Raw genomic sequence first — 22,658 nt, 5'->3', positions numbered from 1 at the left:
TAAACTGCTGATTGAGTGTTTTCATGAGCGCAGTACCACGCCGCTGTCGTCTTCCCACCACACGTAGACTTTGTCGTCCCAGGTCGGACGTGCGCCACGGCGTTCGGCGTTGGCCATGAACGACTGCACCACTTTGCCGCCGGGCAATTCCACGTAAAACACCGAGTGACCGCCGAGGTAGGCGATGTCATGCACTTTGCCTTGGGACCAGTTGTAGCGGGTATCGGGTTTGGTGGTGCTGACCAGCAGTTTTTCCGGGCGGATGGCGTAGGTGATCGACTTGTCCTGCACCGAAGTGCTGACGCCGTGACCGACGTAAATCTTCTGCTCCAGATCCGGGCTGTGAATGATCGCGTGCCCCTCAAGGTCTTCCACAACGGTGCCGTCGAAGGCGTTCACGTTGCCGATGAATTCGCAGACCATGCGGCTGACCGGCGCTTCATAAATGTCCACCGGGCTGCCGATCTGCGCGATCCAGCCGAGGTGCATGATGGCGATGCGTTGGGCCATGGTCATGGCCTCTTCCTGATCGTGGGTCACCATCACGCACGTCACGCCAACGCGCTCGATGATCTCGACCAACTCCAGTTGCATCTGCGAACGCAGCTTCTTATCCAGCGCACCCATCGGTTCGTCGAGCAGCAACAGCTTCGGACGCTTGGCCAGGGAGCGAGCCAAGGCCACACGCTGACGCTGACCGCCAGACAGCTGATGCGGTTTGCGCTTGGCGTACTGGGTCATGTGCACCAGTCGCAGCATCTCTTCAACACGAGCGTCGATTTCGCTGGAGGACAGGCGATCCTGCTTCAGGCCGAAGGCGATGTTCTGCGCCACCGTCATGTGCGGGAACAGCGCGTAGGACTGGAACATCATGTTGATCGGCCGTTCGTACGGCGGCATGTCGGTGATGTCGACACCGTCGAGCAGAATCCGTCCTTCGGTCGGGCGCTCGAAGCCTGCGAGCATGCGCAGCAGGGTCGATTTGCCGGAGCCAGAACCGCCGAGCAGGGCGAAGATTTCGCCTTGATGGATCTCAAGCGAGACATCGTCCACGGCGGTGGTTTCGTCGAACTTTTTGGTAACGCGGTCGACTTTCACCAGCACCTTTTTCGGTGACTGGTGACCTTCAAGAGCCTTCCTGTAGATGCTGGAGGCGTTTGCCATGTGAAACTCCCAACAGGTTTCAGTCGTCGGGCCAACGCGGCCTGACTTAATAGTGGATTGCAAGCCCGAGCCGGTGGTGCCAGCCAGAGCGCGGACCCTGTAGGAGCGAGGCTTGCCCGCGAAGACGGAGTGTCAGTCGACATCATCGTTGCCTGATACACCGCCTTCGCGGGCAAGCCTCGCTCCTACCAGGGATTGCGCTCGCCTGTTCCATACCGCTCGGGCTTATTCGGCGCCGCCATCCTGGCTGCCTGTTCGTACTTGTTGTTATCGCGTGTGTTGTTGTCGTGAGTGACCGACGCGCAAAGGCGCGCCCGCCTGACTCACGGGGGCAGTAAATGGATTAATCGTTTTTTAAGTCAGCGCGTATTACGCAGCGCCGCCCGTTGCCGGCACGCCTCGCCAAACGCCTGGAAAATACTCAAATAAGGAGGATTCGAAAGCACCTGCCATTCCGGGTGCCATTGCACGCCGACGGCGAAGGTTGGGCTGTGTTCCACCGAAATCGCCTCGATCAAACCATCCGGCGCGACGGCTTCCGCACGCAGGCCAGGAGCCAGCCGGTCGATGCCCTGGCTGTGAATCGAATTGACCTGGAACACCTGCGACAAATCCAGCGCCTCGAACACACCGCCCGGTTGCACGTTGACCGCGTGAGCCGCTGCGTACTGCACGGCCAGGTCCGGATGATTCGCTTCCCGGTGATCCAGCATGCCGGGCAGTTCGTGGACCTTTTGATGCAGGCTGCCACCAAACGCCACGTTCATTTCCTGAAAGCCCCGGCAGATACCGAGCACCGGCACGCCGGCCGCAATGGCCGCACGCAATAAAGGAAGGGTGGTGGCGTCCCGTTGCGGATCGTGATCCGTACCGGGGGCGCTGTCGGGGCCTTGATAGTGGAGGGGTTCCACATTCGAGGGCGAGCCGGTCAGCAGCAAACCGTCGAGCTGCGCGAGCAGGTCCTCGATTTCGGTCAGTTCGCCTAAGGAAGGAATGACGACGGGCAGCCCCAAAGCCGCGACGCTGACAGCACGCAAGTACTTGTCGCCGCTGACATGGTAGGGGTGCAGGCCAATCTGTTTGACGCACGCTGTAACGCCGATCAATGGCTTGAATGCCATTTTTATCACCTCGAAGTTTCACACTTGAACGAGCTTTTCCGGAGCTTAGCCTTGTTGATTTTAATTAACAACTCTCATGTAAAAAATTCTAAACGCCGCACGTCCGATCTTCAGGATTTACGCGGTGCGCAAGACTGATCTGGCACTCTCGTGCCCATAAAAGGCCATAAAATAAAGGTTGAAAGGCCAAGTGTTCGCTATTGACTTCACTTTGCCGTTCGGGTTGACTGGGCTCGTGAAAGGGTAGTGAACATAATAATTAACAGCTAATAGGTGCATCATGTCGGTCCCTCTGCGTGCCGTTCAACTCAACGAAGCAAACGCATTCCTTAAGAAATATCCTGAGGTTTTGTACGTCGACCTTCTGATTGCGGATATGAACGGTGTGGTGCGCGGCAAGCGCATCGAGCGCACCAGTCTTCATAAGGTTTACGAAAAAGGCATCAACCTCCCGGCGTCACTGTTTGCTCTGGACATCAACGGTTCTACGGTGGAAAGCACCGGCCTGGGTCTGGACATCGGCGACTCAGACCGAATCTGCTTCCCCATCCCTAATACGCTCAGCATCGAGCCATGGCAGAAGCGCCCAACTGCGCAACTGTTAATGACCATGCACGAACTCGAAGGCCAGCCGTTCTTCGCTGACCCTCGCGAAGTGCTGCGTCAAGTCGTGAGCAAGTTCGATGCAATGGGCCTGACCATTTGCGCCGCGTTCGAACTCGAGTTCTATTTGATCGACCAGGACAACGTGAACGGTCGTCCGCAATCGCCACGCTCGCCGGTCTCCGGCAAACGTCCGATGTCGACCCAGGTCTACCTGATCGACGACTTGGACGAATACGTCGATTGCCTGCAAGACATCCTCGAAGGCGCGAAAGAGCAGGGCATTCCTGCCGACGCCATCGTCAAGGAAAGCGCCCCGGCGCAATTCGAAGTGAACCTGCATCATGTTAATGACCCGATCAAGGCCTGCGACTACGCGGTGTTGCTCAAGCGTCTGGTGAAGAACATCGCCTACGACCACGAGATGGACACCACCTTCATGGCCAAGCCGTATCCGGGCCAGGCGGGTAACGGTTTGCACGTACACATTTCGATTCTCGACAAAGAAGGCAACAACATCTTTGCCAGCGAGGATCCCGAGCAGAACGCCGCGCTGCGTCACGCGATCGGCGGTGTGCTCGAGACCCTGCCGGCGCAGATGGCGTTCCTCTGCCCGAACGTCAACTCGTACCGTCGCTTCGGCGCGCAGTTCTATGTGCCGAACTCGCCGAGCTGGGGCATCGACAACCGTACCGTGGCGGTACGTGTGCCGACCGGTTCGCCGGACTCCGTGCGCATCGAACACCGCGTGGCGGGCGCCGATGCCAACCCGTACTTGCTGATGGCGTCGGTACTGGCCGGTATTCACCACGGCCTGACCAACGAAATCGAGCCGGGCGCACCGGTCGAAGGCAACAGCTACGAGCAAAACGAGCAGAGCCTGCCGAACAACCTGCGCGATGCATTGCGCGAGCTCGACGACAGTGAAGTCATGTCGCGCTACATCGACCCGCTGTACATCGACGTGTTCGTGGCATGCAAGGAAAGCGAGCTGGCCGAGTTCGAGAACTCCATTTCGGACCTTGAGTACAACTGGTATCTGCATACGGTTTGATGAGCCAAGTGGTGTACGCATTCTCTGCGTACACCCTCGATCAACTGTGGGAGCGAGCCTGCTCGCGAAGGCGGCGGCACATTCAACACTGATGTCGCCTGGCACACCGCTTTCGCGAGCAGGCTCGCTCCCACAGTGATCGCAGTTTTCAGATCGTTAATTGGTTGGCCTTAGTCCAACGACTACTTATTCCCCCGCGTCGAGTCACAACCATGACAAACACTCGCAGCGACTGGGAGCAACGCTTCCAGTCCTTAACAATCGAAGGCCGCGCATTCATCGACGGCCAATACTGCTCGGCACTCAGCGGCGACACCTTTGAATGCATGAGCCCGGTCGACGGCCGCTTCCTGGCCAACGTCGCCAGCACCGACGAGGCCGACGCCAATGTGGCAGTCGCCGTCGCGCGCCGCACCTTCGACTCCGGCATCTGGGCCAAACTCGCCCCGGCTGAGCGCAAGCGCATCCTGATCCGTTTCGCCGATCTGATCCTGGCCAACCAGGAAGAACTGGCCCTGCTCGAAACCCTCGACATGGGCAAACCGATCAACGACTCCATGAGCATCGACATCCCAGCGACCGCCAACGCGATCCGCTGGAGCGCCGAAGCCATCGACAAGATCTACGACGAAGTCGCCGCCACGCCGCACGACCAACTCGGCCTCATCACCCGCGAACCTGCAGGTGTTGTAGCCGCCATCGTGCCGTGGAACTTCCCGCTGATCATGGCCAGTTGGAAATTCGCTCCAGCCCTCGCCGCAGGCAACTCGTTCATCCTCAAGCCTTCGGAAAAGTCGCCACTCACGGCCATCCGCATCGCTCAACTGGCCCTCGACGCCGGCATCCCGAAAGGCGTGTTCAACGTCCTGCCAGGCTACGGTCACACCGTCGGCAAGGCGCTGGCGTTGCACATGGACGTCGACGTGCTGGCCTTCACCGGCTCGACCGCGATTGCCAAGCAGCTGCTGATCTATGCCGGGCAAAGCAACATGAAACGCGTCTGGCTCGAAGCAGGGGGGAAGAGCCCGAACGTGGTGTTCGCCGACGCGCCGGATCTGCGCGCGGCAGCACAAGCAGCGGCCGGTGCGATTGCCTTCAACCAGGGCGAAGTCTGCACCGCCGGCTCGCGCTTACTGGTCGAGCGTTCAATCCGCGAGCAATTCATTCCACTGCTGGTGGAAGCGCTGCAAGCCTGGAAACCGGGGCACGCCCTTGATCCAGAAACCACCGTCGGCGCAGTGGTCGATCAGCGCCAACTGGAAAACGTGCTGCGCTACATCCAGGTCGGCAAAGACCAGGGTGCGCAACTGATCGCGGGCGGCAGCCGCACCCTCGAAGACACCGGTGGCCTGTACGTGGAACCGGCGATCTTCGACGGTGTGACCAACGCCATGACCATCGCCCGGGAAGAAATCTTCGGCCCGGTGCTGTCGCTGATCACCTTCGACACCTTCGATGAAGCGCTGGCGATTGCCAACGACAGCATCTTCGGCCTGGCCGCCGGCGTGTGGACCAGCAACCTGAGCAAGGCCCACACCTTTGCGCGCGGCTTGCGCGCCGGCAGCGTCTGGGTCAACCAGTACGACGGCGGCGACATGACCGCGCCGTTCGGCGGGTTCAAGCAGTCGGGTAACGGTCGGGACAAATCGCTGCATGCGTTCGACAAATACACCGAACTCAAAGCGACCTGGATCAAGCTCTAACACCTCTACAACGGCGGCCGCCGGCACGTGTTGGCGGCCATCGGAGAAACGTATGAAACAAACAACACATGTAAACAGCTACTACGCCGCCACCCGCAACTTCACCGGCGACTTCCCGGTGCTTGAAGAACTGGTGGAATGCGACGTCTGCGTGATCGGCGCCGGCTACACCGGTTTGTCCTCAGCGCTGTTCCTCGCCGAAGCCGGCTACAGCGTGACCGTACTCGAAGCCGCCAAAGTCGGTTTCGGCGCCAGCGGCCGCAACGGCGGTCAACTGGTCAACTCCTACAGCCGCGACGTCGATGTCATCGAAGAACGCTACGGCGACAAAACCGCCGAAGTCCTCGGCAGCATGATCTTTGAAGGCGCCGACATCATCCGTCAGCGCATACAACACTACGACATCCAGTGCGACTACCGCCCGGGCGGCATCTTCGCCGCGCTGAACAAAAAGCAGCTAAAAGGTTTGGCCGAGCAGAAAAGCAGCTGGGAACGCTACGGCAACAAGAACCTGAAAATGCTCGACGCCGCGGACATCAAACGCGAAGTCGGTTGCGACAACTACGTCGGCGGCCTGCTGGACATGCAGGGTGGCCACATCCACCCGCTGAACCTGGCCCTCGGCGAAGCCTCGGCCATCATCGGCCTCGGCGGCAAAATCTACGAACAATCGGCGGCGGTGGAAATCACCTACGGCGAACCGATCACCGTGCGCACCGCCAAAGGCGTGGTGCGCGCCAAGTACCTGCTGATCGCCGGCAACGCCTACCTGCCGCAAGACCTCGACAACCGCGTCACGCGCAAAAGCATGCCGTGCGGTTCGCAAATCGTCGTCACCGAACCGTTGACCGAGAAAGTCGCGCGCAGCCTGATCAAGAACAATTATTGCGTCGAAGACTGCAACTACCTGCTCGACTACTACCGCCTCACCGCCGACAACCGTTTGCTGTACGGCGGCGGCGTGGTCTACGGCGCCCGCGAACCGGACGACATCGAACAACTGATCAAGCCGAAAATCCTCAAAACCTTCCCGCAACTGAAGGACGTGAAAATCGACTACCGCTGGACCGGCAACTTCCTGCTGACCATGTCACGCATGCCGCAATTCGGCCGCATCGAGAAAAACGCCTACTACATGCAAGGCTACAGCGGCCACGGCGTCACCTGCTCGCACCTGGCCGGCAAACTGATCTCGGAAATGATCCGCGGCGACGCCGAACGCTTCGACGCCTTCGCCTCGCTCCCGCACATGCCCATGATCGGCGGCCGCACCTTCCAGGCCCCACTCACCGCAATGGGCGCCGCGTACTACGCGCTGCGCGACCGGTTCGGCATCTAACGGCGCAAAACCTGTGGGAGCGGGCTTGCCCGCGATGAGGCCATCACATCCAACATCAATGTTGAATGACACACCGCCATCGCAAGCAAGCCCAACTCCGACAGCAGACCTACGGCGGACACAAAACCTGGAGGCGACCGGGCCCAAACTGTGGGAGCGAGCCTGCTCGCGAAGAGGCCATCCCAGTCACCACCAATGTCACCTGACACTCCGCAACCCCTGTGGGAGCCGAGCTTGCTCGCGATGAGGCCATGCCAGTCACTATCAATCCCGGCTGACACACAGTTATTGCACCGACAATTTTCACGGCTGAACTGCCTGACTTCAGCTCCAGACAACCTTTTCACCCACCCATTCATCGAACCTGCTGAGCAACACCACCAAACGTGATTTAATACCCGCCTTTCACATTTCCGGGACAGGGAAGCGGTATCTTCGCGGCCAAAAGTCGCCCGCCATCCACCCCCATAACCCTTAAGTATTCTTCGCATAAGGCTGTCATGGACACGGGCTCACGACTCAAATTAGTACGCGAAAGCTACAAACTCTCCCAGCGCGAGCTGGCCCGGCGTAGCGGCGTCACCAATGCCACCATCTCCCTGATCGAACAGAATCGCGTCAGTCCCTCCGTCAGCTCCCTCAAAAAACTGCTCGAAGGCATCCCCATGTCCTTGGCGGACTTCTTCACCTTCGACCAACCACCTCGCGAGCACCAATACGTGTTCCGCGCCAACGAACAGCCGGACCTCGGGCGTCATGGGTTGCGGTTGTTGTTGATTGGGGCTTCGGTGCCGAGTCGGCAGATGCGGTTGTTGCGCGAGCAGTACGCGCCGGGGGCGAGTTCGGGGGAAGAGCCGATTGTGCACTCGGAAGGGGAGGAGTGTGGGTTGGTTACGCGGGGGACGGTTGAGCTGACGGTTGATGGGCAGATTAGTGTGCTGAATGCTGGGGATGGGTATTACTTTCCGACGACGCTGCCGCATCGGTTTCGGAATATTGGGGCGGATGAGGCGGAGATTATTAGTGCGAATACGCCGGCTAACTTTTGATGGGAAAGCAATAGGCAAAGTGTTCTCGTCTCTAAGCTGCCGGTAATCATTTCAAAAAGAGATAGCGACGATGAGCGTTCGGTCAGATTAGAAAAATTTGGCTGAATTTCACAGCCATATTTTGAGCTGATAGCCAAGCGATAAACGCAGAGCTAATCTGACTCCATCAGTCACATGCGTGAGCTCAATCAGTGGACGACAGCAAGAAATTAAGTATCAAGGATTTACTTAAATCTGCCGAAAAACGCCAGGTATCCACTTCTGCTGGCCCCCTGTACATCCGCCATATTACCTATGGCGACCACAAGAAGATCGGAGAAACGGGCGCTTTTGAAAGAGCTGATGAACATGAAGTGGGACGCTTGGTCGTGCAAATGTTCAGTTCCCCTAAAATGGATTCAGGAATATGGACTGGGCTTTCGAATGATGAGTTTGCTGAGCTCGACAGGGAGGACATCGAGGCATTAGCAAAGGCTGGAGTCGAAGATGCAGGATATGAAAATTCCAGTGACTCGTTATCGGCGCTTGGTAAAGGGGTCATAGCCGAGAACTCGAATTTTCAGCAAATGAGTAAAAAAATCTCAGACCAGTTCCGTAGCAATTTTGAATTCCTGAAGCCTAGCGCCATCGAATCACTGACTTCCTCCGTCGCAGCGATTGACAGCGCCAGCCAGTGGTGGCGAAAAGAGTTTTCGGATAAAAAGTGGAGCAGCGTGGGAGATGCGGTGCGCACGCAAGCGATCCACTCTCCGAGATTGCACCAGCCAAAAGCTGAGGAGATTGAGGCGCGAACAGCTCCCTTTCTAGACTTTTCCACGTCACCTCAAGCTCGAGCCGCGAACGCCTCAGAAAAAGCTGCTGAGACGCTTAGTACCGTTGCAGTACATATGGGCGACATGTTGAATCATGTCGCGTCTCTTTCTACGACGTTGGTGTCGGACGCCATTCCCCAATGGATAAAGCAGCAGGACGAAGATAAAGCAAAGGCTGAGGCTTCGCTAAAAGGTGCCGCAAAAAGCTTATGGTGGACGAAGTGGGCGGTAATCATAAGCGTAGTAACGTCGATTGGAATTGCTTTAGCTCAAGCCTATTTTACGAAAACGGATGGAGCTGAAGAGTCTCGACTTACTGAAAAAAGGCAAGTGGAATGGCAGAAGCAAGCAGAGCTGAACCAAGAGCTTTTGCGCAAGCAGATATTAGAAACGCAATATTTGCGCTTGGAGTTTAAAGCACTAAACGCCAAATTTAAAAAGAATCAAGGTGCGACGGGAAAGACTCTAAAGCGAGCGCGAAATCCGGGAAAAAAGGTGGGCGGGAAAAAGGTGACAGGTCGATTTAATAAATAGATCTGTCACCTTTTTTTGGTCCCTTTTTTTGGTCACCTTTGTTTGCCAGTCACTGCGCTGGGTTTCAGATCAGCAAGGGTATTGGCGTTTTGGCAGGTCTCGCGCCACTGCTGGATTTGCTCCGGATAAATGCCCTTGATTCGGCAATATTGAGAGATTTCCACCTCACTCAACGGCGCGGTTTCCATGACAGCATTGAATGTATCGGCGCTGGACCATTGATCACTGGTCTTTCCGTTTCCGGGCACGATCAAACCTTTATCTCTTAGCCATTTGTCTCCAGTTGCGCAGTGACTGTGGCGTGAGATTGAGCGCAATGGCGAGTTCCGCCACTGAACGATTGAGGGGCGGCATCATTTGCAGACGACCCAGTCTTTGAAGTCGTCGTTATGTAAGCGCTCCATAAACCCCACCTGCACATGAAGCGCCGATTCAAGGATGCTGAGCTCCCATTTCTCGCTCGGATCGACCGATCCGCCGGACGGGCTGTTAGTCGTTACGTGTCTGTTCAAGCCGCTTATCAAGCTCGCTTGGCGGCAAGTTCGGCGTCGAGTGAAGCGTCAGCCAGACGGCCCGCAGAATGTTGATCGCGGCCATGTTCAGGTGTTGTTCGGCGGCGTGCAGGGCCAGTTCGGCTGCCAGGCGCTTGTCGGCAGCACTGAGGTGCGCCGTTTTGTGGGTCATGTCCGCATCGACGTTGGCCAACAGCCCCTGGAGTTCCTGCACCGCCTGATCCGATGCCTGACGCATGTCCGCCAGCAGGCGGCTGGCTTCGGCAGGCGTCATGGCCAAGGCGCGGACGCTGCGAAAAGTCAGGCGGGCGGGCAAGGTGGCCAAACTGAAACCCGTCGAAATTAACTTGCCAATCATGCGAACAACTCCTGTAAACGAGTGTTTCAGCAGCGTATCAGAGTAAATCGCAAAAAAATGTCTGCTCATCGCTTGCCAGAATCAACTCTCCGCCTCTTTTTGGCATCAAGCGTCTGATCGTCGTCAGAACCCTCGAACGATGCGCCCATAGGCACTTTGGAGTCGGATTCAGGCAGCCTTGGCAAAGGTGTTGCACCTATGGTGACGGACGTTTATCCGTAAGCGCGCCATAAACCCCCGTCCTTTTATGAGAGGGTTGGCTGTCAGTATGTGATGGCTGGTGCACAGCGCCACGGCAGCAGCGCTTCGTAGTCCTCGACGGCCTTGGCCTGGGGGAGGCACTCGAGGATGTGGCGCAGGTAGGCGTAGGGCTCCTGGCCGTTGGCCTTGGCGGTTTCCACCAGGCTGTAGAGCTGGGCGCTGGCGGTCGCGCCCTTGGGCGTGTCGCTGAATAGCCAGTTCTTGCGGCCGATGACGAAGGGCCGGATTGCGCGTTCGGCGGCGTTATTTTCGATGGGCAGGTGGCCGGCTTCGACGTAGCGTTCAAGCCGGCTCCCGTTGCTGGCCAGGTAGTTCACCGCCTTGCCGAGGGCGTTCTGCGCAGCGACCTGGGGCTGAGTTTTCTCCAACCAGCTTTTCAGTTGGGCCAGGATAGGTTGGCTGTGCTGCTGTCGGCCCCGATGGCGTTGCTCGGCGCTGGCTTCTTTGAAGTCGCGTTCGATGCCGTAGAGCTTGTTGATCAGATTCAGCGCCACGTCGGCCCGCCCGGTTTTGCCCTTGGGCTGCACCTTCTGTGCTTCGACGAACTAAAAAAGGGACTAAAAAAGGTGACGACTAAAAAAGGTGACAGATCTATTTAGTAAATAGATCTGTCACCTTTTTTCTCCTTTTATGGTTACTTTTTGTGCATGTTATGCTTGCAATTTGCTCAGGTTTATTTCATTCGGCTCTGCGTTGTTTGAGTAGTTTGTTTATTTCATTGACGGCATTTTGTTCTTCGACTTGAAAGGCGTTCGGGTCGATGGTGGCTTTTAGTGTTTGATATCCTATTAGTAGAGATGCAGCGCCTAAAATTAAGGTGATTATATCTGTCTTCCCATGAATCGTTGCCCAGGTTGCTGTAGCAACTAATAAGATTACAATTATTGCGTATAGTGGGCTTAGTCGGCGGATCTTTTTTTTCTGTTCTATTTTTATGTTTTCGCGCCTGAATGGGCGCTCCTGCAATAACTCTTCATTAGAGCAGTGAATAAGAAGTTTGTGTTGGTTATTAGAGTTGTCGCTGATATTGAAGTCTCCGTGAATGTTGATTTGTCCATCATTGTTGAAGTCGCGCATTGTTGCGTTATCCTATATATGTTGATTCTTTGTAAAATGGGCGTGTAAAGGGGGGCGAATTTATTTAGGTAACACGCCTACCAAGCGAGAGTTTTATGGCTGGCTTCAAAATTTTGCTTGTACATCATCCAAATCGTGCCGTAGTTGCACATATCGATTTTTTCGCAATAGTCATGGATCACAGCGTTCATGATCTTACGGTCTGTGGCTTTGGTCGCTTCTTTGAAGGCATCTAGATTCTGCTTTTCCATCATGCGCAGGGTGCTTTCCTGACACATGTCGATTTTCTCACAGTAGTCTTTTTTCACCGTTGCGGTGATGGATTCAATCACTTGCTTTTTCTGGGGCTCAGAACCGTCAAAATCCATAGGATTGAGGATCGTCGCGGCTGAACAAATGACCGAGTTGAAGAAAATCAGCGCCAAAAGCCACTTTTTCATGGAGGTATCCTTTCCTACGCTATTCGGTATCGCAGATGTTGAGGCGGTATGAACTGTGTGTTTATAGCTCAACAGCCTGCCTGTGGGTAGCAGAGTGCCAGTAAGTTAATGTCAGTGGAAGAGGGTGAGACCAAAGTCGATTATTGACGAATGCGCATGATCATGACCGTGCGTGCAAGTGGGCTCGCGTTGCTGGATTGAAACGGTGGGCTGTTGTTTTGGTTTCCGGGAGGCGTAAAAAAACCGCAGTAAAGCGGTTTTTTTAGGCTATATGCCGGTCACTGACTCTTCGGCGCATCAAACCCACGCTGCTCAATCACCCGAAACACATCGCTCACATCCTGGACCATGATCCGGGCAATGTTGGTGACGGTGTTGATGTCGTTTTCGGCGTAGTCGGGGAGGCTGGTGCAGGCCATGAGGTTGAGGTACTTGAGGACGGCGCTGAGGCGTTCGCTGATGCAGTTGTGGAGTTCGCGGAGTGGGGCGTCGCTGTCGATGAGCAGGACGGGGTAGTCGGTGGCGAATTGGGACATGGGGGTGAAGCGGCGCGGCGGATTGTTCATTGTCATTGGATAAGATTCTTTAAGAAGGGAATGAAATTCCACCCTTTTGCTGCGAAACAAAATGGGTGGCAACTGTGCGCGGGTTCGCAGACCAGGAAAGAATCAAACCCGGCAGACTCGAAAGTCTCCCACGCACAGCCGCCATAAACTGTGACGCAGGCGAAGCTCGCCTGGGTGTCTTATGACGGTGCCGGCTGATTCTATTCTGTAGGGCTGCGAAACCCAATCGCTAACTGCGGTCAGCGACGGGTCGAATATAGGCGTCGATTTTGGTGGCTGCAAACGGGCCTGTAGGACGCAAAACCGGGTTATCCGCTGATACCGAGGCCTGCATCCAACCAAGTATCCGCCGTCAACTCAGAACGCGTTTAATGCCCGACCAACCCTGCGCGCTGAATAGGCGGCAGCCGCGCTACCAAACGCAGTCTTCGCAAGCCGCTACAGGAAGTGAGCATGTTTAAAATGCGCGTGGGAATTGGAACGGCGTCACCGTCCAGAGGCAGTAAGGTCTCTCGCCGCAGAGGGCGGTGTCCTACACAAATTTCAGATAGGGAAATTTCGGCTTTCGGCGGTTCGAACGCCGAATGAATGGCCGGAAACAACAAAGCCCCAAATCATCGGGGCTTTGTTGTCTGGAATCACGCAGTCTCCAAATCCCTATCGCATACCCTTCAAGGTCATTGTTCCGCCTGCGGCGCATGCGGGTTGTGTTCGGTGTGTTTCGGTCCCGCAACTGCCCACGCAATCACCCCAATCAATGGCACAAACACGATCACCACGATCCACAACAGTTTGTTGCTCGATTTGCCCTGGGCTTTGCGCACCCTGTTGATCGCCCACAACTCGATCAGCAACAGAATGGCTGTCAGTACGATCCAGATTGTTTCGATTTGCATGGGTCACCCTCCAGATAGTCTTTCAGTTAGGCGGGTGGTGGTGGGCAGGGTTCATTAAGGTTTGCGGGCGCAGACACGCTGGGAGGGGGCTCGCGACGATTGGCCTCATCGCGAGCAGGCTCGCTCCCTCAGGGTTACAGTCCAGCGCTTGATGTCATTGAGAGAACAACTGTCGGTCGCGCTGTTTCTGTGAACCCTGGACGTAGTAATCCTCAAACCAGGCGGGCTTGCCGGTGATGGCGGTGGGTTTACGCAGCGTCATGGGCGGCGGATGTCCGGCAACGCCTCCAGCGGCCGGCTCAAAGGCTTTTTTCATGTCGGTGCGAAAGTGCAGGTGATCGAACACCAGCAGCGCTTCAATGGCATAGGCCAACGCAATTCGCTGATCCTCGATCAGAATCAGGTGGTCGCCGTTGTTTTCTTCGCCGGCAACGGCCAGGTTCGAGGAGCCGGTGAAGACTTTGGCACTGGGCAGATTGAAGTCGGTGACCACGAATTTGTTGTGCACGGTGATGCCGCTGCCGCCTGCCCATTCGCTGCGGAAGGGTTCCGGTGCGTTCTTGGCCAGGTATTCGAAATCGACTTCAGCCGAGGTGCCATCGGGCTTGATCACGTCGATGCCCGAGGGTTTGTCGCTGACGCCATAGCTGAAAATCGGCCGTTTGTAGAGGCGGGTGATCGAATCGAACGTGGGCCCCGAATCGATCTGGTTGAGGAAGGCGATGTTGAACAGCACCGAACTGGTGGCCTGGTCGATTGCGCCTCCCAACGGGCTGAGCGAGAGGTTCGCGCTTTCGTGGGGTGAAAAGCAGAATTGCAGGCGCGGGCCTTGGGTTTCAATGACGTGCCACTTCTTGGCCAGATCGCTCTCGGCGAAGTTGTCCGGGTCCTCGAAAGAGGCGTCGAAGACTTGACCAAATAGAGCGGCCACCGCCGGTTCCGAGAACAGCAGTGCATTGTTGTTTTGTACGTAGCAACCGCGAAAGCTGAAGTTGGTAGAGCCGCACAGGACTTTGTAAGGCACGCCATTACGACGGGCGATGAGGACTTTATGGTGTTGCAGTCCCTTGAAACAAGTGCGGTGGACGTTGGCCGCGCCAGCGGATGCGGCCAAGCGCATGGCGGCCCTGGTCTCGCAGGTCGTGGGGGCGCGATGATCCCTGGAGTTGTCGATGATGATTCGCAGACGACTGCCGAGCTTCTCGAATGAATCGACAATGTCGGGCTCGTTGAGGTCATAGGCGAGCACATCGAGCGTGGTGTTGTTGTCTTCAAGGACTTCGTTGAGCAAGCCGAAGATCATGTCGACGGCTTCAAAACCCAGCCACTTATAGATTGCCGGGTCGGTCTTCTGGTGGTCGAGACCCTCGTCGCTCTTCGATGGAATCAGGCTCTTCCCGTATTCATTGACCTTCATGCCTTTGGGCACTCGCTCAACAAACGCCTGGGAGGACGTGAAGCCACGGGTAAAGCCGATATCGACAATGCCTTCGTAGCTGATGGGGTCCAGATCAATCGCCAGTTCAATAGACGTGCCGGCAACCAGTTGGCCGTCCAGGGGCATGTGCATCAAGGTGCCCCGGTAGACGAATGTGCCGTGCCCGGCGTCATGGGGAAAGTGAACCCAGCGAAATTTCTGGAACGGTGCTTCGAGCGATGAGAACTTTCGTGCACCGCTGACCGCTTCTACGGTGGGCTTGGGGTACTCGAAGGCGATGCGATTGGGCAGTGGCGTGAAGTCCGCTGCGCCGGGGAATTTGCATTCAATGGCAAACCCGACGAAGGTTTCGGCAGGGGCTTCGACGTCGAAGCCGATCAGGCACGTGCGCTCGCCGCGCCAAAGTTTCAGGGTGAATCCGTCGGTGGTCCTTGCGATGAAGTCAGGCATGGGAAGTTCTCGAGTGTGTGACGCGAGGTTATCTGGCCTGGTTCAGCGTAGAGCAAATCTGCGACGACTTCGTGATATTTGTGTGGCGTTGAGGGCAGTGCACGTCGTGATCTGCCCTCGGTGTTTACCGTTTTACAGGCTGTTGGCGAGTTTTCCGGTTGAGAGGCGGCGCTTGTACGCCGTGTCACGGTTGGCCAGCCAGAAGTACAGCGGCGAGGTGATCAGTAGGCCGACCAGCCAGGACAGGTCAGCCCCATTGATGTGCTCCGAAATCGGCCCGACATACAGCGGCGTGTTCATAAACGGAATCTGCACCGCAATCCCGATCGCATACGCCAACAATGCCTGCGGGTTGTACCGGCCATAGATCCCGCCATCGACTTTGAAGATCGAACCGATGTCGTACTGACCTTTGTGAATGGCGTAGAAGTCGATCAGGTTGATCGCGGTCCACGGCACCAGCACGACGAGCAGCACCAGCACCATGTCGACGAAGTGGCCGATGAAGTTGGCGGAGGCGCCGACGGCGGCGAAGCAGCAGGCGGCGAGGACGATGATGGAGAGGACGGCGCGGCTTTTGGCGGTGGGGATCCAGCGATAGGCGAAGGTTTGGACCAGGGTGATCAGCGACAGCACGGCGCCGTAGAGGTTGAGGGCGTTGTGGCTGATGACGCTGAGCAGGAACAGCACGAGCATCAGTGGGCCGATGGAGCCGGTGGCGAGTTTGACGGCGTCCATGGTGTCCATGCCGACGGGCGTGGCGAGGACGGCGACGGCGCCGAAGATGAACGAGAGGCTGGAGCCGAGCACGGTGCCTAGGTAAGTGGTCCAGAACGTTGCGGCCACGGGCACGCTGGCCGGCAGGTAGCGCGAGTAGTCGGAGACGTAGGGCGCGAAGGCGATTTGCCAGAGTGCGGCGAGGGAGACGGTGGCGAGCCAGCCGGAGATGTTGAAGTTGCCGCGGGTGAGGAAGTCGGCGGTCTGCACGTGGGTGAAGATGTAGCCGAAGCCCAGCACGATGCCGGCTCCGAGCACCCAGGTGCCGATGCGGTTGAGCACGTGGATGAAGCGGTAACCGATGATGCCGATGATGCCCGAGCCGAGGGCGCCGATGACGATACCCACCGGTACCGGGACGCTGTCGGCTACGCCATGCAGGGACTTGCCGGCGAGGACGATGTTGGAGGCGAAGAAGCCGATGTACATGATGCCTGCGATCAGCACCACCAGCAGTGCGCCGAGCGAGCCGAACTGGGCGCGGCTCTGGATCATTTGCGGAATGCCCATCTGCGGGCCTTGCGCCGAGTGCAGCGCCATCAGCACGCCGCCGACCAGGTGACCGACGAGAATGGCGACGATGCCCCACACCAGGTTCAGGTGGAACATTTGTACGCCCAATGCACCGGTGACGATGGGCAGCGGCGCGATGTTACCGCCGAACCAGAGGGTGAACAGGTCTCTGGTTTTTCCGTGGCGATCTTCGGGTGGCACGTAGCCGATGGTGTGTTTTTCGATGAGCGGGGCGGAGGTTGTTGCTGTGGTAACCATGACGGACTCCAAGGCAAAAGTGAGTACGTGGACGTACTTCGGTGAGCGCCGCATGGGGGCGACGCTTTTCTTGTTGGAGTTGATGATGTGCGGTGGGGGCGGATAGATAAATTAGTAGTTTTGTTGGTATAGACGTTAAAAAAAGTAGGTCGGGTTGGAAGGTGTGGGGTGTGGTTTTACGGCGTCCGCGCGAGCGCCCAGACCGGTCGAGTAGGTAACCTGTAGGAGCGAGGCTTGCCCGCGAAGGCGGTGTGTCAGTCAACAAAAATGTTGAATGTCAGGCCGTCTTCGCGGGCAAGCCTCGCTCCTACAATGACCGTGTCAGGCAGAGATAGAGGTCAGCATCCTTTGCAGCATGGCGTCGCACGCTGTGAGTTGATCGAGGCTGACAAACTCGTCCGGTTTATGCCCCTGATCCATGCTGCCGGGGCCGCAGACGACGGTGGGAATTCCTGCAGCGTCGAATAGACCGCCCTCGGTGCCAAACGCTACCGTTCCGAACTCTCGGGAGCCGCAGAATGCAGCAATCAACTCAGCGGCTTCGCTCTGCGCATCGGTCGCCAAACCGGGATACGCCGACAACTCGCTGAAGCGGATGTCACTCTGCTCACTCACAGCGCGCATGCGCGGCAACACCTGCTGCTCGGCATAAGCCTGCAACTCCTGCGCAACCTCACTCGGATCATGCGAGGGCAGGGCGCGGATCTCAAAGTCGAAGCGGCAATCGGCGGGGACGATGTTCAAGGCCTTGCCGCCGGAAATGACGCCGGTTTGCACCGTGCTGAACGGCGGATCGAAACGGGCGTCGTGATGTTCCGGCGCTTTGAGTCGGTGGCCAATCCGTCCCAGTTCACCGATCAGTTCGGCGGCGTATTCAATTGCATTGACCCCGAGCGGGGCGTACGCCGAATGGCACGCTTCCCCGTGAATATCGCAGCGCATCGCCAGTTTGCCTTTATGCCCGAGCACCGGTTTGAGTTCGGTCGGCTCGCCAATGATGCAGAGCATCGGTTTGACCGGGCGCTGCTCAAGCGCTTTGAGCAACGAGCGGACACCCAGGCATCCGACTTCCTCATCGTAGGACAGCGCGATGTGCACCGGCAGCTGCAACGTGGTCTTCACCAGTGACGGCACCAACGCCAGTACGCAGGCGATGTAGCCTTTCATGTCCGCGGTGCCGCGACCGTACAACTTGCCGTCGCGCTCGGTGAGTTCGAACGGCGCAACGGTCCACGGCTGGCCGTCGGCGGGCACCACGTCAGTGTGCCCGGACAGCACAATGCCGGGCCTATCCGCCGGGCCAATGGTCGCGAACAGATTGGCCTTGCTGCGCTGCTCGTTGTAGACCAGCTCGCAAGGCACATCGAAGCGTTCGAGGTAGTCGCGGACAAACTCGATGAGGTGCAGGTTTGATTCGCGGCTCGTGGTGTCGAACGCCACCAACGTTTTCAGCAAATCGAGGCTGTTGCTCATCGGTCGTCTCCGGCGACACCGTAGCCAGGGGACTTGTCGGGGGCGAGGGCGCGGTCGATGTAGTCCTGAACCTGTGGGCGATAGGCGTCCCAGAGTTTCTCAAGCTGGCTGATTGGGTCGTGATCGGCCCAATCTACCCGTAGGTTGATGATCGGCCAGGTCAGCTCGCCGACCACCACCACCGCCGCCGAATGCACCGGCCCGGCTTCGCCGCCCGCCGCGATGGCCGCTTTCATTGCCGCGAGCAAGCGGTCGGCCAGTTGACCTTCGCCATGCTCGAACGCCTCAACCATGGCCTCGATCACCGACCGGTCCGCCAGCATGTTGCCGGCGGCCACGCATTGGTCGCCTGAGACGGCGTTGTGGTTGCCCAGGGTTTGCGAGCCGCTGAAGTGCGCGGTGCGGCCGAGATGGTCAATCGCCGTGATCTGGCGATATTGGCTGTAGCCGTTGCGGGTCAGGACTTTGTCCAGTGCTTCAGCTGGCGCGAGGCCTTGCTCCATGAGGGCAAGGACTTCCGGGCCGAGCGACGGCAAGGTGATGTTTTGTGTGGAGACGGCGCCGACACCCGGCAGTAGCCAGGGGCAACGTGCGCCGACGGCGATGCTTGAGGAACTGATCGCAATGCCGAACTGACCGGTATCGGGGCAACGGGCGGCGATGGAAAAGGTCATGGTTTTGCTCCTTGGTTAACCTTGGTGAAATGGGTGTCTGGGCGGGCCCCTTCGCGAGCAAGCTTCGCTCCTACAGATGATCGGGGTCGTTCATGAAATGCGGATCCACTGTAGGAGCGAAGCTTGCTCGCGAAGGCCGCGCCTCGGTCTACTTCCTTACTCAGGAATCACCGCAATCACATCAATCTCCATCAACCACTGCGGCTGCCCCAACGCCGACACCACCAACCCGGTCGAAATCGGAAACACCCCTTTAAGCCACTTGCCCACTTCCTGATACACCGGCTCGCGGTAACGCGGATCGATCAGGTAAGTGGTGGTTTTGACGATGTGGCTGAGGTCGCTGCCGGCCTCTTCCAGCAACTGTTTGACGTTGCGCATGGCTTGCTCGGTTTGCGCGCGCGGGTCGCCGAGGCCTACCAGGTTGCCTTCGAAGTCTGTGCCGACCTGACCACGAACATAAACAGTGTTACCGGCCCGGACGGCTTGGCACAGGTCATTGTCCAGGCTCTGGTTCGGGTAGGTTTCCTTGGTGTTGAACATGCGAATACGGGTATGGGTTGGCGTGGACATTTGAAGCTCCTGAAAAGTCTTAAGCACTGACAGTGGTTTTATGGGCGACCGGGACGGATTCAGCCTCGCGTTGCGCCGCATCGTGGTAGTCGAGGTAGGAACGCTGGATGGCGATGTGGTCAGCCACATATTTCGCGTCGTGCCAAACACCCCAAATGAACGAGGAACCGCGACGGGACTGCCACGGCAGGCCGAGGAAATACACGCCAGCTTCGCTCGACACGCCGCGCTGATGCTGGGGCTTGCCGTTGTCGTCGAAGGCATCAACCTTCAGCCAGCTGTAATCCGTGGCAAAACCGGTGGCCCAGATGATCGAGGTCACGCCGGCCTTGGCCAGGTCGAGCTCAAGAATCGGGTGGGTCACACAGTCCGGATCCGGGAAGGTAATGCGGGCTTCAGGCTCTTGCGGCAGGTCCAGGCCGTTGCGCTCGATGTAGGCATCGGCGGCATTGAGCAGCGCCAGATAATTCTCATCGCCGCGTGCCAGGTTGTCGGCGAGGTTCGGCTGGAAGGTCGCTACGCCGCCATTGAACGATTGGGTCAGACCCACGAGTGTCATGCCGCGATGGGCGAGACCACGGAAGTCCACCGTGCGACCGCCATGCGCACCGCTGACAGCGATGGTGACGTGTTCCCGGCCGGGTTTCATGGCCGCCTGATCCCATTCGCCGAGCACACCCAACCACCAGCAGAAATCACGGTTGCGATAAGCGCGGGGAGGGCGATCATGTGCGCCGACCGAGAGGTAAACCTTCTTGCCGGCACGCTGCAATTCATCGGCGATTTGCACGCCCGACGAACCGGCACCGACGACCAGGACAGCGCCTTCGGGCAGTTGCGCTGGATTGCGATAGTCGGCCGAGTGGATCTGCAGGAATGGCTGATCTTTCGGCGCGATGGGCGGGATAACAGGGCGCTGGAAAGGCCCAGTGGCGGCGACCACACGGCTGGCCTCGATTACGCCTTCAGAGGTTTCGATGGTGAAGCCCGGCCGACCGACATTGCGCTCAACCTTCAGCACGTCCACGCCGGTGCGGACGGGGGCGTTGAATTTCTTGGCGTAGGCTTCGAAATAGTCGGCGACGCGTTCTTTCGGGGCAAAGCCGTCGGGGCTGAGGTCGTCGAATTCAAGACCGGGAAACCGGTCGTGCCAGGCCGGACCATTGGCCACCAGCGAATCCCAGCGCCCGGTGCGCCAACGCTCGGCGATGCGATTGCGCTCCAGCACCAGGTGCGGCACGCCGAGTTTGCTCAAGTGTTCACTCATGGCCACGCCAGCCTGACCGGCGCCAACAATCAGCGTATCTATTTTTATTTTTTCAGTGGTCATCTCTATACCCTTCGAAGTTGGATTTAGGTCGGTAACGGCCTGCCATTTCTTGGGGTCAAGACTAGGGATCACCCTGGTATCGGTAAAATATTATTAAGCTGGCATTTGAGTATAAATAACTGATGCAGAGCGCTAGGCGCTGGCATCGGCTTCATGCTCGTCGGCGAAGGCCATGAGCACTTCCAGATCGAGTACATCGAGCTTGATACGGGAAATAAAAGCGGAGAAGGCCAGGTTGGCGGCGAGTAGACGCAGATCACAGGCCCAGGCCGGGAGATGGACCGGCCCCTGGAGCCAGCCGGACTCGAAGAGCGGGGCCAGGCGAACGGTATCCCCCAGACTGAGGCGCCCGGCGAACAAATGGCCCACCAGTTCCGGCCGGTTGTCGCGGATCGCGATGCGCAGCAGGGTATGGACGCCGAGCAAACCGGTCAGGTAGGCGGCATCCTTGGTGAACGCCGAACCGCCGCGCAGGTCGGCGCCGCGGAAAACCCGCTGGGTCGAGCGGAAGGACTCCTCTTGCGACTGACCGGCCGCGAGAAAACCTTCGAATACCTGGATGAAATCGGCGCCATCCAGCGCCTGTTGGACCGCGAGCACGCGCAGGGCGAGGCGGCGCAGGCGGTTGATGTCCATGCTGCCGGTGAACAGCTCGGCCAGGGTGGCGATGCCCTCCTGAGTCTGGGTCGTGCGTGGCGCCCCCAGGCCCAGGCTTTTGAGGTTGGGTTGCAGCGCGCCGTTTTGTGCCGTGGCGACATGCACGAAGGCCTCATGCTGCAACAGCTGATTCTTGTCCAGTTCCGAGAACAGGGCGCTGGCACGCAGGCGGATGCGACTCGCCCCGGCGATGGCCTTGGCGGCCAGGGTCGGATCGAGCACGACCGTGATCCGGCCCGGTCTGAAGAAGCGGTTCAGTTCCGGCTGCATCCAGGCGGCGAAAGCTTCGGCCGGGATCTCGGCTGGGCTCGGTGGAATCCGGGCACCGCCCAGAAGGGCGTCGGTGGTCTTGAGGAAGAATTGTGCCGCGTCCAGCATGCTTAGTTTCTGACTCGGGTAGTAGAAGTCCGGGCGTCGATACAGCGCAGACGAATACTGAGTAAAGTCGGGTGTGCCAATGGCACCGAGCATGCGCCCCGCCGTGGCATAGCTGCGCGCCGTCATGGCGAGGTAGCGCCCGGCCGGATGGCCCTCATCGCAGCGGCCGATAAAGGCTTCGAGGGCGGCGATGTCGGTGCTGTGCTCGCGCGGGCGCAGCTCGACCTTGGGCAGCTCTGCCTGCCCGGCGCGCCAACGTGCCAGGAATACTTCCTCGACCCCATCCGGCCAGGCCAGGGCATCCAGCACGCGGATCTTGCGGGCCAAACCGGGCAGGGCGGCATCGAGTTCGGACAGCGGAGCGGCGCTCACAGAAATCTCCTTGGGAGACAAGGTTCAATCGTAAAAGCGTAGTCGGCGGAGTTCAATAAAAATGAAAACCCACTAAAGAATAATCAATTAGTTGTCGTCGATGGATCATTAAAAATGGAACGAAAAATCGTCAAAAATGGAACTCATTGGGTAATAGTTCAATAGTTTTGGACAGTATGCCTTTGCGAGGCATATCCGATGGAAGGAATGATTAGGTGGAGGGGAAATAGCTGGGCAAGTCTGTTGCAATTGTCCACGCAAGCGCTTTTAACCTGG

At 58.0% G+C, this 22,658-nt stretch carries 20 protein-coding genes and 1 pseudogene; 5 read left to right on the top strand and 16 right to left on the bottom strand.

Annotation, left to right across the window (positions count from 1 at the left end):
- Window positions 1-21 precede the first annotated feature (21 nt).
- On the bottom strand, window positions 22-1,164 hold the full coding sequence (potA, locus tag ACYZT5_RS10925; protein WP_462051111.1) for a polyamine ABC transporter ATP-binding protein: 1,143 nt from the start codon (window positions 1,162-1,164) through the stop codon (window positions 22-24).
- Window positions 1,165-1,523: 359 nt separating this feature from the next.
- On the bottom strand, window positions 1,524-2,285 hold the full coding sequence (locus tag ACYZT5_RS10920) for a gamma-glutamyl-gamma-aminobutyrate hydrolase family protein (RefSeq protein WP_462051110.1): 762 nt from the start codon (window positions 2,283-2,285) through the stop codon (window positions 1,524-1,526).
- Window positions 2,286-2,565: 280 nt separating this feature from the next.
- Between ACYZT5_RS10920 and ACYZT5_RS10915 the strand changes: the two genes are divergently transcribed.
- The 5 genes from ACYZT5_RS10915 (at window position 2,566) to ACYZT5_RS10895 (ending at window position 9,379) form a co-directional block, all read left to right on the top strand.
- On the top strand, window positions 2,566-3,942 hold the full coding sequence (locus ACYZT5_RS10915; protein WP_462046272.1) for a glutamine synthetase family protein: 1,377 nt from the start codon (window positions 2,566-2,568) through the stop codon (window positions 3,940-3,942).
- 212 nt (window positions 3,943-4,154) lie between these two features.
- Entirely contained in the window at window positions 4,155-5,645 is a 1,491-nt protein-coding gene (locus ACYZT5_RS10910; RefSeq protein ID WP_462051109.1) for an aldehyde dehydrogenase, read from the top strand.
- 52 nt (window positions 5,646-5,697) lie between these two features.
- Window positions 5,698-6,984 (top strand): NAD(P)/FAD-dependent oxidoreductase, encoded by a 1,287-nt coding sequence (locus tag ACYZT5_RS10905; RefSeq protein ID WP_462051108.1) that lies wholly within the window; start codon window positions 5,698-5,700, stop codon window positions 6,982-6,984.
- Window positions 6,985-7,484: 500 nt separating this feature from the next.
- A complete protein-coding gene (locus ACYZT5_RS10900; protein WP_007895886.1) occupies window positions 7,485-8,033 on the top strand; it encodes a cupin domain-containing protein in 549 nt (182 codons plus the stop codon).
- A 191-nt stretch (window positions 8,034-8,224) separates the two neighbouring features.
- Window positions 8,225-9,379: a hypothetical protein gene (locus tag ACYZT5_RS10895; protein ID WP_462051107.1), complete on the top strand. Its 1,155-nt coding sequence runs from the start codon at window positions 8,225-8,227 to the stop codon at window positions 9,377-9,379.
- A 32-nt stretch (window positions 9,380-9,411) separates the two neighbouring features.
- On the opposite strand, the gene ACYZT5_RS10890 is transcribed toward ACYZT5_RS10895, so the two are convergent.
- The 14 genes and pseudogenes from ACYZT5_RS10890 to ACYZT5_RS10825 form a co-directional block, all read right to left on the bottom strand.
- Window positions 9,412-9,633 (bottom strand): hypothetical protein, encoded by a 222-nt coding sequence (locus ACYZT5_RS10890; RefSeq protein ID WP_462051106.1) that lies wholly within the window; start codon window positions 9,631-9,633, stop codon window positions 9,412-9,414.
- A gap of 235 nt (window positions 9,634-9,868) precedes the next feature.
- Window positions 9,869-10,249 carry a hypothetical protein gene (locus ACYZT5_RS10885; RefSeq protein WP_009043509.1) on the bottom strand — a complete coding sequence of 127 codons (381 nt, stop codon included), beginning with the start codon at window positions 10,247-10,249 and terminating at the stop codon, window positions 9,869-9,871.
- A gap of 263 nt (window positions 10,250-10,512) precedes the next feature.
- Window positions 10,513-11,055 (bottom strand): annotated as a pseudogene (locus tag ACYZT5_RS10880) (IS66 family transposase); the annotation flags it as partial.
- A gap of 133 nt (window positions 11,056-11,188) precedes the next feature.
- Window positions 11,189-11,587 (bottom strand): hypothetical protein, encoded by a 399-nt coding sequence (locus tag ACYZT5_RS10875; RefSeq protein ID WP_462051105.1) that lies wholly within the window; start codon window positions 11,585-11,587, stop codon window positions 11,189-11,191.
- Window positions 11,588-11,664: 77 nt separating this feature from the next.
- Complete coding sequence (locus ACYZT5_RS10870; RefSeq protein WP_462051104.1) at window positions 11,665-12,027, bottom strand: hypothetical protein; 363 nt, start codon at window positions 12,025-12,027, stop codon at window positions 11,665-11,667.
- 278 nt (window positions 12,028-12,305) lie between these two features.
- A complete protein-coding gene (locus tag ACYZT5_RS10865; protein ID WP_462051103.1) occupies window positions 12,306-12,599 on the bottom strand; it encodes a fructose-bisphosphate aldolase in 294 nt (97 codons plus the stop codon).
- Between the two features lie 671 nt (window positions 12,600-13,270).
- Complete coding sequence (locus ACYZT5_RS10860) at window positions 13,271-13,489, bottom strand: PLD nuclease N-terminal domain-containing protein (protein ID WP_462051102.1); 219 nt, start codon at window positions 13,487-13,489, stop codon at window positions 13,271-13,273.
- Window positions 13,490-13,643: 154 nt separating this feature from the next.
- Window positions 13,644-15,377, bottom strand: coding sequence for a phospholipase D-like domain-containing protein (locus ACYZT5_RS10855; RefSeq protein ID WP_462051101.1), 1,734 nt, complete (start codon window positions 15,375-15,377; stop codon window positions 13,644-13,646).
- 132 nt (window positions 15,378-15,509) lie between these two features.
- Window positions 15,510-16,925 carry a purine-cytosine permease family protein gene (locus tag ACYZT5_RS10850; protein ID WP_462051100.1) on the bottom strand — a complete coding sequence of 472 codons (1,416 nt, stop codon included), beginning with the start codon at window positions 16,923-16,925 and terminating at the stop codon, window positions 15,510-15,512.
- A 321-nt stretch (window positions 16,926-17,246) separates the two neighbouring features.
- Entirely contained in the window at window positions 17,247-18,398 is a 1,152-nt protein-coding gene (gene argE / locus ACYZT5_RS10845) for an acetylornithine deacetylase (RefSeq protein ID WP_462051099.1), read from the bottom strand.
- A complete protein-coding gene (locus tag ACYZT5_RS10840; RefSeq protein ID WP_462051098.1) occupies window positions 18,395-19,072 on the bottom strand; it encodes a DUF1028 domain-containing protein in 678 nt (225 codons plus the stop codon). Before ACYZT5_RS10840 ends, argE begins: the two co-directional genes overlap by 4 nt.
- Window positions 19,073-19,228: 156 nt before the next feature.
- Complete coding sequence (locus ACYZT5_RS10835; RefSeq protein ID WP_008027166.1) at window positions 19,229-19,645, bottom strand: RidA family protein; 417 nt, start codon at window positions 19,643-19,645, stop codon at window positions 19,229-19,231.
- Between the two features lie 19 nt (window positions 19,646-19,664).
- Window positions 19,665-20,975, bottom strand: a complete 1,311-nt coding sequence (locus tag ACYZT5_RS10830; RefSeq protein WP_462051097.1) for a flavin-containing monooxygenase — start codon at window positions 20,973-20,975, stop codon at window positions 19,665-19,667.
- 132 nt (window positions 20,976-21,107) lie between these two features.
- Complete coding sequence (locus tag ACYZT5_RS10825) at window positions 21,108-22,382, bottom strand: flavohemoglobin expression-modulating QEGLA motif protein (protein ID WP_462051096.1); 1,275 nt, start codon at window positions 22,380-22,382, stop codon at window positions 21,108-21,110.
- Window positions 22,383-22,658 lie beyond the last annotated feature (276 nt).

The organism is Pseudomonas sp. LB3P14, from assembly GCF_054898045.1.
Note: the sequence above shows the minus strand (reverse complement) of the source record. Positions and strands in the feature narration are given on the sequence as shown.